The organism is Proteus sp. G2675, assembly GCF_963886535.1.
Classification (GTDB): domain Bacteria; phylum Pseudomonadota; class Gammaproteobacteria; order Enterobacterales; family Enterobacteriaceae; genus Proteus; species Proteus mirabilis.
The window spans coordinates 20,650-34,413 of sequence record NZ_CAWPCB010000038.1 but is presented as its reverse complement, the minus strand read 5'-3'; the positions used below and the strand labels follow the sequence as shown (position 1 = coordinate 34,413).

Here is a 13,764-nt window from a genome sequence, read left to right as displayed (position 1 = left end):
CATTCACCTTATTGAGACAGACGCTTAATAACATTTGCAAATAGCACTGTCCTTTCGGTCAATGACGGTAAATCGAGATATTCTTTATCACTATGTTGATAGCCACCAATAGGGCCTAAACCATCAACACTTGGCGTACCGACACCGGCAGTAAATGAGGCATCAGATCCTCCCCCGGTTGAAATATCTTCAATAGCTAAGCCAATAAAATCCGCTTGCTGTTTAATGATTTCTATTAAATTGGCACTTTCAGGTGTTTTCACCATTGGAGGGCGATTAATGCCACCTTTTAGCGTTAATTTAACCCCCGCTAACACAGGTTGACTACAAACTTCTCTGACTTGCTTATCAATTTCAATACCCTGCTCATCCGTTGAAATACGCACATCGATTTCAGCTCGTGCATGGGGTGCAACCGTATTGACAGATGTACCACCAGAAATCAGTCCGACATTAACGGAAAGACCTTCATCATGGCGAGAAAGCGCATGTAAAGCCTGAATTTTGTATGAGAGCTCTTGAATAGCACTAATTCCTGCTTCTGGTGCAATACCTGAGTGAGATGCTTTACCTTCAATCAACAGCTCATAAGTTCCAACACCTCGACGAGCGCTAACAATGGCACCATTCGCACGAGCAGGTTCCATAATTAATGCATAAGCTTTATTTTTGGCATATTTTTCAATTAAATGACGCGATGTTTTTGACCCTATTTCTTCATCACAGTTAAGCAATATTTCAACATTTTGATAAGAGAGATCGCCACTTTGTTTGAGTGCATTAATCGCATAGTAAGTTAAAACATGGCTAGCTTTCATATCAATAATACCGGGGCCATAGGCACGGGAGCCATCGATACTAAATGGACGCTCTGCTACTGTTCCTTTAGGAAATACGGTATCTAAATGTGCAGCAATAAAAATTTGTGGGTTTGTGGCATCTTTATGAACTAAACGGTAGTTATTCCCTAGTTGTTCATTTTCAAATACTTCAACAACAAAACCTAATTTTTGGTAGCGTTGAATTAAAAGATCAGCGACTGTATCAACCCCTTGTTTATCATAAGAGCCGCTATCGATATTCACTAACTCCTTTAGAAAATCAACCATTTCATCATATTGCGAATTAATTGTGTGTTGCATTTTATTTACCTCTTGTAATTATAATTTGTCTTTTTTAGCTAGATATTTGAATCAAGATGGCCTTTATCAACTGCAATAAAATGCTTGATAAAAAGCATTAGCCTTAAAATAAAATGTGGATTTATTTATCAATGACATCACATTAAACTTTACATATATTTAATATGATTGCATCTATTTTTTAAAACCATAATAACAATTAATTAAATAGAATAAGATCTGCTAGAAATCACATGATAGAAATAGATAAAATAATCTAAAGCTAATAAGAACATTGAAAAATAGAAAAGAGGTTTAAGATAAAATACTTTTTACTATTTTATCTTGTTTTTAGAGAGCATTATTTTAAATAGATTTATTTTATTTTTTGATAAAACCTAAAAAAACAAAATAAAACCAAATTATTTTTTATCAAACAAACAATAAAACCAATAAAATAATTTTTTAACACACTGGATTAAGAAAAATCGCTCTATTATTAAAATAAAAACTTTTATTTTCAATTTTATTTGATGAAAGAACAATACAATAAAACTCGGTAATAAATTTATCATACAATATAAAATATGTATGATAATAAAAGGTATTTTATCTTATCTAATAAAATTTATTGATTAATAAATAAAATCACTCTTTTTTTTATGCGTTAAATGATGATCTTAAAATCGTGTTTTATATTAGTTTTATTTACTTTTTTTAGTATCTAACGTTGAGAGCCAAGCTGCTTTTGCGGTGGAATTTATTGTGATGACATACCTATGTCATAAATCCCCCTTAAAATTGACATCACAATAACCCATTTTTTTAATGGTAGGATGTTCTACATTCTTCCCATTCGCCGTTAATAATGATTTCACATAGTAGGTCTAAACATATGAATAAATCGGTTGAAGCAGTAATTTTAGATTGGGCTGGTACAGTAGTCGATTTTGGCTCTTTCGCCCCCACACAAATTTTTGTCGATGCCTTTGCTCAAGCCTTTAACTTTAAAATAAGTTTATCAGAAGCACGAGGGCCGATGGGGATGGGGAAAATCGATCATATTCGTGCTTTACTTAACGAGCCTAATATTCGCACTCGCTGGACAGCCCAATTTGATCACCCACCAAGTGAAAAAGAGGCACAGCATATTTATCGCACCTTTATGCCGTTACAAATTGCACAAGTGGTACATTTTGCTAAACCGATTGAAGGAGCACTTGAGGCTATCACGACCATAAGAGCACAAGGAATTAAAATCGGCTCTTGCTCAGGTTATCCTAAAGCCGTCATGGATGTATTAGTACCGAAAGCCGCTGAATATGGTTATCAGCCTGATTGCGTGGTTGCTAGTGATGAAATTGCCGCCGGCTCTCGCCCAGGCCCTTGGATGGCGTTAAAGAATGTGATTGAACTGGGTGTAATGAGTGTAGCACGCTGTGTTAAAGTCGATGATGCAGTAACAGGTATTGCCGAAGGGTTAAATGCCGGTATGTGGACTGTCGGGTTATCTGTTTCAGGCAATGAGTTTGGTGCCACCTTTGAACAATATCAAACAATGGAACAGGCAGAAATAGAAAACCGTAAGCGCATTGCTGAAAATAAACTACGTACCGCTGGTGCTCATTATATTATTGATACCCTTGCCAATTTACCTGCGGTGATAGAAGATATTAATCAGAGGATCGCTAATAATCAAAAACCGTAACTATTATCCAATACCAACGCCCAATAAAGCAGTAATGGGCGTAATTGGTCAATAGAGAATATAAAGATATATCTAGGTATTCTTTAATATGAAAATAATACTCCGCACTTTTATATTTCTATATTTTATTTTTTTATTAATATTGATTAATATTCTTTCCATATCTGACTATGAATGGATGATTGGTGAAGGTGATATTGATAATCTTTGTCAACTGCCACTCAATGGTAGATATGTTATTGAGCCTATATTGATATTAATACCTTGTATTTTATTACTTTTTTTAGAAAAAAATAAAAAGCTAAGATGGGGTTATGTTACAATCACTGTTATGTATATCATATGGTCATTTTATTTACGTTTTAATTTTTGCTGAAAACTGACCTTCCCTATCCCCCAACGCCATCTTTCTCAATGGGAGAAATTTAGTTTTGATAAAAATAGAACCAGTAAAATTGATATTATCTTCTATTGCAATTCTATTTATAGCCATTTTTTCAATTTATATATCAACAAGTTACTACATAACCTATTTTCTAATGGAAGATAGGATCTTATTCTCATTTCAAACAGGGCTCTTAGTTTTTGCAACGCCTCTAATACTTTATTTCTCATATTATAGTTTTATTTTAGGATACCAAAAAAAGTTACAAAGAATGAATAATAAAGTAGCTGGTATATGCGCAGGAATAGCAATAATTGGTATCGTTTTTAGCTTTTTCTTTTCAATTTATGTCGCTCTCGATTTAACCTCTAAAGGCTATTATAGTTGTTATAAATCATCTGCTTTTGCACCAAATGAATATGTTATTGCAAAAGAGATGTGTAAAAAATAGATATCTCTTAAATCTGATAATGTGTACTAATAGTTTTCATAGTCAGATATGCTACTGAGCCTATATTGATATTAACACCTTGTATTTTATTACTTTTTTTAGGAAAAAATAAAAAACTAAGATGGGGTTATGTTACAATCACTGTTATATATATCATATGGTCATTTTATTTACGTTTTAATTTTTGCTAAAAACTGAAAAGTAGGGAAACTTTAGTCATGGTTAAAATAAACTCTCTAAAAATGTATTTAATTGCAATATTCCTTTTTTCTTTAGCTTTGTTTTGTTTCTATGACTCCATAATCTACTACAAAAACTATTTTATGATGAAAGATAGAATTCTATTCTCATTTCAAACAGGGTTGTTTTTTTTTGCAGCCCCTTTGATTATCTATTTTTCTTATCTAATTTTTATTTGTGGATACACAAAAAAAACACAAAGAATGAATAATAAAATAGCTGGTATATGCGCAGGAATAGCAATAATTGGTATCGTTTTTAGCTTTTTCTTTTCAATTTATGTCGCTCTCGATTTAACCTCTAAAGGCTATTATAATTGTTATAAATCATCTGCTTTTGCACCAAATGAATATGTTATTGCAAAAGAGATGTGTGAAAAATAGACATCTCTTTTTTATTCTCTCTTCGTAACCTGTACATTATAATTAAAAAATAACTTCACATCCCTAATGCAAGATTAATCAAATAGTTGACGAATATTCTGTTCACCTAAACCAGGCCCAACACTCATTCCTAAACCCGTTCGCATCAATACTGCAGTGACTTTTTCACTCGGCGTTAAAATTGAAATCGGCTCCTTTCCTTTTGCCCCATAAACCCCTTGCCAACGCTCTTTTACTTGAACCGAACAACCTAATGTATGCTCAGCTAACTCTATCAGGAGGTTATCAACCTCTTCGCTGTTAAAAGGCTGTGCATCTAAGCTATATTCATGAGAATCACCAATAATAAGATCGCCATAAGGAGTCGGGGTAATTAATAAATGAATACCATACTGCTCAATCAACGGCGATTGCATTTTAATTTCTTTCGCTAAAGCCTGTGCCTCAGGTAAATCAGCAAATGCACCATAGTGAGTACAACTTAATCCCGTCATTAGCGCATGCGCCAATCCAATATTTTGCTCTGCTGTCACTCGCAACATCTGCAGGCGGCAAACTATAGGATCAAGCTTTTTTATTTCGTCAGCCAGTAATGTTTGATAATCGTGCCCTGAGCAGACAATAATCTTTTCTGCACTAAATGTTCCATTGCTGGTGATCAATGCCCCCGTATCTACATCAATATCCCGTACCAATGTGGAAAAATAACTCGTTACATTAGCTAAGCTGCCTAGATAAGCCGCTAACTGTGGGATCGCTTCTCGCGAAAATAGCACCTGATCTTCTTTGCCATGCAATGCCGCTCTATGGTGTTGCAATTGACCACCATAAACCGTAGCTAATTGTGTTTTAGAAAGTAATTCACAATCATAGCCATAGGTTTTAGCTCGACCATCGACAAAGGCTTCAAGAACAGCGTGCTCAGATTGTGTACGTGCTAACAGATAAGTCCCTTTTTGACGCGTTAAAAATTTAGCCTGTTTGGCCATAGTTGCCCAAATTTCACGACTATTTTTCGCTAAATCTAGCATTTTTCCCGGCGCTTGACCCAAAATTAATCCGTGACCAAAATTACGTACAGAAGCGCCCACAGGCGTGTAACTGCGCTCAAAAATAGCAACACGTAAACCTCGCTGAGCCGCTGCATATGCATGAGATAAACCAATAATGCCCGCACCAATAACCGCAATATCAAATTTCATATGACACCCTAAACCAGATAGAGTGCATCGCACCCTATCTATTAATTAATAAAGTAAAAAATAATTATTTTGCACTCTTACCGTCATAGCGCTTACGCCATTCAGTTAAAATGGTGTCGCGCTTTTCAGCAGCCCAAATAAAATCATTTTTAATTAAACGTTGAGCATAATCGCGAGGTAATTCTGTTTGGCTTACGGGTACACTGGTATTGGCTAATACAGCAAAATTAGCACTATAAAGCTTCATCGCTTCCTTTGAGGCGGAAAAGTCAGCCAATTTTTGCGCGGCATCTCGCTTATTAGTTCCTTTGATTATCGCCGTTGCTTCAATATCCCAACCCAATCCTTCTTGCGGTAATATGATGTCTAGTGGTGCCCCTTGTCGTTTCAATTGGATCGCCGGATATTCAAAGGATATGCCTATCGGGTATTCCCCCGATGCAGCCATTTTGCAGGGTTTGGAGCCAGAATGAACATATTGACCAATATTCTGATGCAACTTGTCCATATATGCCCAACCCTCTTGTTCACCAAATATTTGTAACCAAGCACTTACATCTAAAAACCCAGTGCCTGATGATGCCGGATTTGGCATAACGATTTTGCCTTTGTATTCAGGCTTAGTGAGATCTTGCCAAGAAGTGGGTTTAGATAACCCCAATTTTTGTGCTTCTATCGTGTTGTAGCAAATCGTTGCCGCCCAGACATCCATACCAACCCAAGTTGGCGGGTTGTTGCTATCACGAAATTTCACATCAATATCATCTAACTGCGCCGGAGCATAAGGCTCAAGCATATTTTGCGCTTTTAATATTGCTAAACTTGATGCAGCTAATCCCCACACAACATCGGCTTGAGGACGATCTTTTTCTGCTAATAATTTAGCGGTGATAATCCCCGTTGAATCTCTTACCCATTTTATTTTTATATCAGGATATTTAGCCTCAAATGCTTGTTTATAAGCTTGTAATTGTTCACTTTCTATTGCGGTGTATACCGTAATTTCAGTCGCTGCAAAGACCGTTCCCGCAGAAAATAATAAGCTGGTGGCAAGTATCAGTTTTTTTAACATCATGCGATTTTCCTAGTATTGCTATGTGAGAGAATTAAACCTTTAAATTTATTGCTTAGCTTCACGCTGATGCCACGCTTGTGTACGGCGAATAACACCTTGCGAAGCAATAGATAACAATATCGAAACCCCTGCCGAGGTGGTTAAAATCAATGTCGACATAGCTGCCGCGCCACCAATATTGCCCGCATCATCCATATTCAATACCGCAACCGCGGCTAAAATAGTGTCTGGGCTATAAAGGAAGATCGCCGCGGAAACCGTTGTCATAGCAGAAACAAATAGATAACGATAAATATCTAATAATGCCGGCAAACAAAGAGGAATAGTGATACGCCAAAAGTGACGATATAAAGGCGCTTTTAAGGATAATGAAGCTGCCTCGAATTCTTTATCTAACTGGCGCAGTGCCGTGCTCGCAGTCATATAGGCAGTAGTGAAAAAGTGTGCAATGGAGCACAGCACTAATAACACCATACTGCCGTATAAAAAGTTCAGTGGATTATTCGGTAAGTTAAAGAAAAATACATATCCTAATCCCAACACTAACCCCGGAACAGCCATCGGTACAAAACTTAGCATACGTAACAGATTGTTAAGCCAAGAGTGAGAAGCCGTTTTCTCTATTAAGTAAGCGCCCATAAATATCAGAAAGCAGCCGATAGTGGCAGTGTAAAATGCCAAAATAATACTGTTGGTATAGGCGAGCCATCCCCCAGGCAATCCTTCAAAATTATAATGACGTAACGAAAACGATAAGTTATAAGGCCAGAACTGAATAAAAGAGGAGTAAACTGCCGTACCGAATACCAATAAAAATAGCGCGCAAATAAGCATCACAAATATTAGATAAAGCGTGTCACGCTGAAAATTAGCTTTTGGTAAATAGAATTGGGCACGCGAGCTCATTGCATCACGTTGACGTTTACGTAACCAAACATCGACACCGAAGGTCAACAATGCAGGTAGCAATAACAACATACCGATTAAAGCACCGCGGCCAAATTGTTGCTGACCAAGCACGGCTTTATAGGCTTCTAACGCCAGTACTTGATAATCTCCGCCGACGACAACCGGAATACCAAAGTCAGTAATAGTTAACGTAAATACCAAGCACAATGCTGCGAAAATCCCATGTCGGCTCGATGACCAAGTGACACTACGAAAAGTGCGCCAAGAAGACGCCCCTAAGCTAGATGCAGCATCAAATAAACGAGCATCAGACATGGATAATGCGGAGAGTAAAATCATTAGCGCATGAGGAAAAGTGTAGATCACCTCACCAAGCACTAATCCCCAATAACCATAAATACTCTCTGTGAGTAAGCTACGCAATAGCCCTTGGTTACCAAATAGATAAACCAATGCAATACCCGGTAGCATAGAAGGAGCGAGTAAGGGTAATAGTGATATTCCACGCCACAAGGATTTAAAAGGGATCAAGGTGCGATGTAGAGCATAAGCAAACAGGTAAGCCAGTGGCACTGTAATAACAGCAACGCTTAACGAAACACTAATACTGTTACCCACCAACCACAGAAAATTAGCACTGGTGAACAAATCAATAGCGGCCTGAAAACCACCACCTTGTGATATATCAGGCGTAAAACCTCGCCAGAAAATAGCCAATAAAGGCAATAAAACCCCAAGAGTAAGTAAGCAAATAATAAATAACTTACCACCAGCAACAAACAAACTATCTAAACGATTAATAGATTTGGTAGGTACTATCACTGACATTATCTCGCTACCTTACGCAAATATGTGTAGTTCATTAGCCGGTAAAGTCACTTTAACTTTACCGTTTTGAATACTATGTAGCTCAGCAGCAGAGATCTCGGCTTGTAATAAATGTCCCGGTAAATGGTCTAATTCAAACTTCATAATGCAACGACTTCCCAAAAACACCACATTTTGTATATTGGCATCGTATTGATTATGTTTGTTTTGTATTGGGTTAATTTTGATTGATTCAGGTCGACAAAAGAGACGCCCTTGATTATGAGGTATTGCAGTATGTTTTAATTGGACTTCTCGTGAGCCAATCATCGCCTCACCGTGCTGATTTCTATTGAAAGGTAACCAGTTACCTTTTCCTACAAACTCTGCAACAAATGGTGTTTGTGGATGGTTGTAAATCTCTTCACTACTGCCGTACTGTTCAACCTTGCCGTTATTCATTACAGCTATCCTATCGGCCATCAGCATGGCTTCATCTTGATTATGAGTGACCATTAGCGTAGTGATATTTAAGCTTTGCTGTAAATTACGTAGCTCCACACACAAATGTTCACGCACTTGTGCATCTAATGCCGACATTGGCTCATCCAGTAATAGTAAAGAAGGAGCAGGAGCCAAAGCACGAGCCAATGCCACGCGCTGTTGTTGACCGCCAGATAATTCTCCGGGATATTTTTTCTTTCGATCTTGTAAACCAACTAACTCCAGCATTTCATTAACGCGATCTTTAATCACATTACGAGGCTGACCGGCTAAACCATACGCAATATTCTGCTGTACCGTCAGGTTAGGAAATAATGCATAGGACTGAAATAAGATCCCATAGTCACGGGCTTGAGGGGGAAGGTGTGAGATGTTGTTATCGTAATTAAAGATACTACCGTGATCTTGTGTTTCTAATCCGGCAATACAACGTAATAATGTGGTTTTTCCACATCCAGAAGGCCCTAATAGGCAGACTAACTCGCCTTGTTTAATCTCTAAAGAAACACCATCTAAAGCAATAAATTGATTAAATCTCTTTTGAATATTCTCTACACGAATATGTGGCATTGAGCCATTTTGTGAGTTTATATTGAACTGTAACATATCGCTTACCACGCCAATTTATGATGATTGACTAGAGATTAAGCGACAATGATTAAAGTTTTATGAAAATTTAAAACTGATTTATATTTTTTTTAAATGACTAGTCACTAGACTATTATTACAAAGATAAAATATAGATTTTAAATTTATATTGTAGAAAGATTATTAATAACATCTCTATTATTTTTAGGCGTTACATTAAAAAGACACCTTATTGATTTTATTTTAATTTTCATCGATATATTTATAGTAATAATATATTTATCTGATAAAAAATAAAAACTTACGTGATTTTTAATCTATTCACTTTTTACACTCGTATTTATCTTTGTAATGTTTTTTAATAACAAAGAACTTAAAAATAATAGTGAGTTAAAAATGCCCCGCACCTAAAATTAAGATACGGGACAAAATTGGCAATAAACTATTAAATAATATTACTCAACAGTCACTGATTTAGCCAAGTTACGAGGCTGATCGACATCAGTCCCTTTAATTAACGCCACATGATAAGAAAGTAACTGTAATGGTACAGTATAGAAAATTGGCGCAATTAACTCTTCAACATGAGGCAGAGAAATTAGTTTCATTGTTTCACTTTCTTCAAAGCCAGCATCTTGATCGGCAAACACATACAGTAAACCACCACGAGCGCGCACCTCTTCAATATTAGATTTTAATTTCTCTAATAATTCATTGTTTGGCGCTACGATGATAACGGGCATATCAGCATCAATTAAAGCAAGAGGTCCATGTTTTAATTCACCAGCCGCATAAGCTTCTGCATGAATATAAGAGATCTCTTTTAACTTTAATGCGCCTTCTACCGCTATTGGATATTGATCACCACGGCCTAAGAAGAGTGCATGACTTTTTTCTGAGAAGTCTTCTGCTAAAGCTTCAATCACTTTATCTTTCGACAACATACTTTCAATACGGCTCGGTAGTGCATGCAGCGCCATTGCAACTTGTTGTTCAAGGGCTTCAACACCTTTAATGCGTCCCATATAGGCCACTAGCATTAATAAAACGGCCAGTTGCGTTGTAAAGGCTTTGGTTGATGCAACCCCAATTTCAGCCCCTGCTTTAGTCATTAACACAAATTCAGATTCGCGAACTAAAGAAGAGCCAGCCACATTACAAATTGCCAGCGATGATAAATAACCTAACTCTTTTGATAAGCGTAATGCCGCCAGAGTATCTGCCGTTTCACCCGATTGAGATAAGGTTATCAGTAAACTATTGCGACGAGTCGCTGGTTTGCGATAGCGATATTCTGATGCAATTTCCACATCACAGGGTATCCCCGCTAAAGATTCAAACCAATAACGCGATACCATACCTGCGTTATAAGATGTACCACAGGCAACGATTTGAATATGTTCCACTTGAGATAAGATCTCTGGTGCTTTAGATCCTAACTCACTAAGATCAATACTTTCTGCTTTTAAACGCCCTTCAAGGGTGTTTTTAATGGCTAAAGGCTGTTCGTAGATCTCTTTTTGCATATAGTGACGATAAATACCTTTGTCACCCGCATCATATTGCACATTCGATTCAATAATATCACGATTAACTTCTTCGCCATTAACATCATAAATATGCACATGACGACGAGTAATTTCGACAATATCGCCTTCTTCAAGGTAGATAAAGCGGCGAGTAACAGGCAATAAAGCCAGTTGGTCAGAAGCAAGGAAGTTTTCGCCAACACCAAGACCTACGACCAGAGGGCTTCCTGAGCGTGCTGCCACTAATAGCTCTGGTGTACGACTATCCATAATGACAGTACCGTAAGCACCACGTAATTGAGGGATCACACGCTGTACGACTTCACGTAATGTGCCGCCTTGGCGCTGTTCCCAATTGACTAAGTGAGCAATAACTTCAGTATCAGTTTGAGAGGCAAACTGATAACCCCGGTTAATTAACTCAGCTTTTAGCTCTTGGTAGTTTTCAATAATCCCATTATGTACCACGGCAATAGTGCCGGAGACATGAGGATGAGCATTATCTTGACAAGGTTCACCATGGGTTGCCCAACGGGTATGAGCAATACCTGTACCACCAATAACTTGTGTTTTTTCTGCTTCTTCTGCCAGCATCTGTACTTTGCCAACTTCACGCAGACGTGTCATATGACAATCATTATCGACAACAGCTAACCCCGCTGAATCATAACCGCGGTATTCTAAACGACGTAAACCTTCAATTAAGATTTCTGCGATATCGCGTTGTGCAACTGCACCTACTATTCCACACATTGTGTTATTCCTAAAACTGTGCGTTTTTCGCACTTGATGTCTTTATACCTGATTATTTTGTTCCCCAAGCCATGGTAGAAAACGGGGATATTTTTGTTTTTAGAATAATAGCGTACAAGAAAAGGGCGATAATGAAATATACGCCCTTATCTTAAAATTATTGTTTTTTCTTCACCGGACGTTTCCAGCCAGAGATATGTGTTTGCTTCACTCGGCTAATGACTAATTCGTTTTCGTTGACATCTTTTGTCAATGTTGTACCTGCACCAATTGTTGCGCCATTGGCCACGCAAACGGGGGCAACAAGTTGAGTATCAGAGCCGATAAACACATCATCACCAATGATAGTTTTAAATTTATTTGCACCGTCATAGTTACAAGTGATAGTGCCAGCGCCAATATTCACATTAGCACCCACTTCTGTATCACCTAAATAAGTAAGATGACCCGCTTTAGAGCCAACGCCTAAACTGGCTTTTTTCATCTCAACAAAGTTACCAACATGAGCTTTGTCTGCCAGCTGTGCGCCGGGGCGAAGACGAGCAAAAGGCCCAACAGTACACTCTTGCGCTAAATTTGCATCCTCGATCACCGTATATGGGCTGATAATCGAACCATCACCGATCACACAGTTTTTCAGTACACAACCCGTACCAATTTCAACGTTATTACCTAAAGTGACTTCACCTTCAATAATAACGTTAGTATCAATCACCACGTCTTTTCCGTGAGTTAGCGTACCTCGTAAATCAAAACGAGCCGGATCAAGTAACATTACCCCTTCAAGTAATAAGCGTTCAGCTTGTTCTGTTTGATAAATACGCTCTAATGCGGCAAGTTGTAAGCGGTTATTAACCCCTTCCATTTCGCTATGACGAGTAGGGTGAGCAGTTTCGATTTTACGACCTTCTTGGTGTGCAAGCGCAATAATATCAGTAATGTAGTACTCTTTCTGAGCATTGTTATTATCAAGATTCGCTAACCAGCGTTTTAAATCGCCCCCATTAGCAACCAATATACCTGTATTGATCTCTTTAATTTTTAATTGTTCTTCAGAGGCGTCTTTTTGCTCTACGATACCAACAACATCGCCATTTTCGCGAACAATACGGCCATACCCCATAGGGTTATCTAAAATAACGGTTAATAAACCAATGCCACCAGCAGGTTTTACCGCAATTAAACGCTCTAAGGTTTCTTTAGTGATAAGCGGTACATCACCATAAAGCATTAGGATATCTTCATCATCAGCAAAGAAAGGTGCGGCTTGTTGCATAGCATGACCGGTACCTAATTGCTCAGCTTGTAGCACCCAATTGACAGGTTGTGAACCTAATGTTTCTTTCATAAGTTCACCACCGTGCCCATAAACAAGGTGGGTTTGTTGAGCACCAAGGGATTTTGCGGTATCAATGACATGTTGCACCATGGATTTGCCCGCAAGTTTATGAAGAACCTTAGGTAACTGTGAATACATACGGGTACCTTTTCCCGCAGCAAGAATAACAACACTTTTAGCTGAATTAGACATAATTAACCTGATAACTCCCGTAAAGAATGGCAAGTAAACCTGTTTATGCCAAATAATACTACATATTTCGTTACACAAAATATTTCTGAAAGCAAAAAAGCCAGTTAGCTATAACTAACTGGCTTTTTATTCATGGACTGCCTATTTACATTAGCGTCTAGTCAATTCGATTACACGTAGTTTTGCAATCGCTTTGGCTAATTCTGCTGATGCTTGAGCATAATCAACATCACCATGAGAGGATTGAATGTGTTCTTCAGCTTTACGCTTAGATTCCAACGCTTTCGCTTCATCCAAATCACGACCACGGATAGCTGTATCTGCCAGTACAATGACGCCTGTAGGCTGAACTTCGAGAATACCACCTGAAAGGTAGATAAACTCTTCTTCACCCGATGTTTTTACGACACGTACCATGCCCGGTTTTATGGCAGTTAATAACGGGGTATGCTGCGGATAAATACCGAGCTCACCTTCGCTACCAGTTACCTGAATATGTTTGACTTCGCCGTCATATAAATGCTTTTCAGCGCTGACAACTTTCAGGTGGAACGATGTATCGGCCATATCAACCTCCC

Annotated in this window: 13 protein-coding genes; 5 read left to right on the top strand and 8 right to left on the bottom strand. The window is 38.0% G+C overall.

Going from position 1 to position 13,764, the window contains the following annotated elements; genetic code table 11:
* Positions 1–8: 8 nt before the first annotated feature.
* Positions 9–1,142 (bottom strand): M20 family metallopeptidase, encoded by a 1,134-nt coding sequence (locus AACQ49_RS13440; RefSeq protein WP_161779090.1) that lies wholly within the window; start codon positions 1,140–1,142, stop codon positions 9–11.
* Positions 1,143–2,016: 874 nt separating this feature from the next.
* On the opposite strand from AACQ49_RS13440, the gene phnX reads away from it, so the two are divergent.
* From phnX to AACQ49_RS13415, 5 genes are all read left to right on the top strand, one after another.
* A complete protein-coding gene (gene phnX, locus AACQ49_RS13435) occupies positions 2,017–2,829 on the top strand; it encodes a phosphonoacetaldehyde hydrolase (protein ID WP_161779089.1) in 813 nt (270 codons plus the stop codon).
* An 88-nt stretch (positions 2,830–2,917) separates the two neighbouring features.
* Entirely contained in the window at positions 2,918–3,205 is a 288-nt protein-coding gene (locus AACQ49_RS13430) for a DUF2645 family protein (protein WP_017628742.1), read from the top strand.
* A 163-nt stretch (positions 3,206–3,368) separates the two neighbouring features.
* The gene (locus tag AACQ49_RS13425; protein ID WP_049199589.1) at positions 3,369–3,665 is read left to right on the top strand and encodes a DUF1240 domain-containing protein; all 297 of its coding nucleotides are present in this window, start codon (positions 3,369–3,371) and stop codon (positions 3,663–3,665) included.
* Positions 3,666–3,730: 65 nt separating this feature from the next.
* Entirely contained in the window at positions 3,731–3,856 is a 126-nt protein-coding gene (locus AACQ49_RS13420; protein WP_202611309.1) for a DUF2645 family protein, read from the top strand.
* A gap of 27 nt (positions 3,857–3,883) precedes the next feature.
* On the top strand, positions 3,884–4,288 hold the full coding sequence (locus AACQ49_RS13415; RefSeq protein ID WP_161779088.1) for a DUF1240 domain-containing protein: 405 nt from the start codon (positions 3,884–3,886) through the stop codon (positions 4,286–4,288).
* A 74-nt stretch (positions 4,289–4,362) separates the two neighbouring features.
* Here AACQ49_RS13415 and AACQ49_RS13410 read toward each other — a convergent pair whose 3' ends face one another.
* The 7 genes from AACQ49_RS13410 to AACQ49_RS13380 form a co-directional block, all read right to left on the bottom strand.
* Entirely contained in the window at positions 4,363–5,490 is a 1,128-nt protein-coding gene (locus tag AACQ49_RS13410) for a TIGR03364 family FAD-dependent oxidoreductase (RefSeq protein WP_036908625.1), read from the bottom strand.
* A 64-nt stretch (positions 5,491–5,554) separates the two neighbouring features.
* Positions 5,555–6,565 carry a putative 2-aminoethylphosphonate ABC transporter substrate-binding protein gene (locus AACQ49_RS13405; RefSeq protein ID WP_004246580.1) on the bottom strand — a complete coding sequence of 337 codons (1,011 nt, stop codon included), beginning with the start codon at positions 6,563–6,565 and terminating at the stop codon, positions 5,555–5,557.
* Between the two features lie 45 nt (positions 6,566–6,610).
* Complete coding sequence (locus tag AACQ49_RS13400) at positions 6,611–8,302, bottom strand: putative 2-aminoethylphosphonate ABC transporter permease subunit (protein WP_004249813.1); 1,692 nt, start codon at positions 8,300–8,302, stop codon at positions 6,611–6,613.
* Positions 8,303–8,314: 12 nt separating this feature from the next.
* The gene (locus AACQ49_RS13395) at positions 8,315–9,391 is read right to left on the bottom strand and encodes a putative 2-aminoethylphosphonate ABC transporter ATP-binding protein (RefSeq protein ID WP_004249814.1); all 1,077 of its coding nucleotides are present in this window, start codon (positions 9,389–9,391) and stop codon (positions 8,315–8,317) included.
* A 437-nt stretch (positions 9,392–9,828) separates the two neighbouring features.
* Positions 9,829–11,655, bottom strand: coding sequence for a glutamine--fructose-6-phosphate transaminase (isomerizing) (glmS, locus tag AACQ49_RS13390; RefSeq protein ID WP_004246586.1), 1,827 nt, complete (start codon positions 11,653–11,655; stop codon positions 9,829–9,831).
* A 157-nt stretch (positions 11,656–11,812) separates the two neighbouring features.
* Positions 11,813–13,186: a bifunctional UDP-N-acetylglucosamine diphosphorylase/glucosamine-1-phosphate N-acetyltransferase GlmU gene (gene glmU, locus AACQ49_RS13385; protein WP_161779087.1), complete on the bottom strand. Its 1,374-nt coding sequence runs from the start codon at positions 13,184–13,186 to the stop codon at positions 11,813–11,815.
* Positions 13,187–13,336: 150 nt separating this feature from the next.
* Positions 13,337–13,753 carry a F0F1 ATP synthase subunit epsilon gene (locus tag AACQ49_RS13380; RefSeq protein ID WP_004246588.1) on the bottom strand — a complete coding sequence of 139 codons (417 nt, stop codon included), beginning with the start codon at positions 13,751–13,753 and terminating at the stop codon, positions 13,337–13,339.
* Between the last annotated feature and the right edge of the window lie 11 nt (positions 13,754–13,764).

What these genes read in the sequence shown, in the direction of transcription:
- AACQ49_RS13440 (WP_161779090.1), bottom strand. Translation starts at nt 1,142, where the DNA reads ATGCAACACACAATTAATTCGCAATATGATGAAATGGTTGATTTTCTA.
- phnX (WP_161779089.1), top strand. Translation starts at nt 2,017, where the DNA reads ATGAATAAATCGGTTGAAGCAGTAATTTTAGATTGGGCTGGTACAGTA.
- AACQ49_RS13430 (WP_017628742.1), top strand. Translation starts at nt 2,918, where the DNA reads ATGAAAATAATACTCCGCACTTTTATATTTCTATATTTTATTTTTTTA.
- AACQ49_RS13425 (WP_049199589.1), top strand. Translation starts at nt 3,369, where the DNA reads ATGGAAGATAGGATCTTATTCTCATTTCAAACAGGGCTCTTAGTTTTT.
- AACQ49_RS13415 (WP_161779088.1), top strand. Translation starts at nt 3,884, where the DNA reads ATGGTTAAAATAAACTCTCTAAAAATGTATTTAATTGCAATATTCCTT.
- AACQ49_RS13410 (WP_036908625.1), bottom strand. Translation starts at nt 5,490, where the DNA reads ATGAAATTTGATATTGCGGTTATTGGTGCGGGCATTATTGGTTTATCT.
- AACQ49_RS13405 (WP_004246580.1), bottom strand. Translation starts at nt 6,565, where the DNA reads ATGATGTTAAAAAAACTGATACTTGCCACCAGCTTATTATTTTCTGCG.
- AACQ49_RS13400 (WP_004249813.1), bottom strand. Translation starts at nt 8,302, where the DNA reads ATGTCAGTGATAGTACCTACCAAATCTATTAATCGTTTAGATAGTTTG.
- AACQ49_RS13395 (WP_004249814.1), bottom strand. Translation starts at nt 9,391, where the DNA reads ATGTTACAGTTCAATATAAACTCACAAAATGGCTCAATGCCACATATT.
- glmS (WP_004246586.1), bottom strand. Translation starts at nt 11,655, where the DNA reads ATGTGTGGAATAGTAGGTGCAGTTGCACAACGCGATATCGCAGAAATC.
- glmU (WP_161779087.1), bottom strand. Translation starts at nt 13,186, where the DNA reads ATGTCTAATTCAGCTAAAAGTGTTGTTATTCTTGCTGCGGGAAAAGGT.
- AACQ49_RS13380 (WP_004246588.1), bottom strand. Translation starts at nt 13,753, where the DNA reads ATGGCCGATACATCGTTCCACCTGAAAGTTGTCAGCGCTGAAAAGCAT.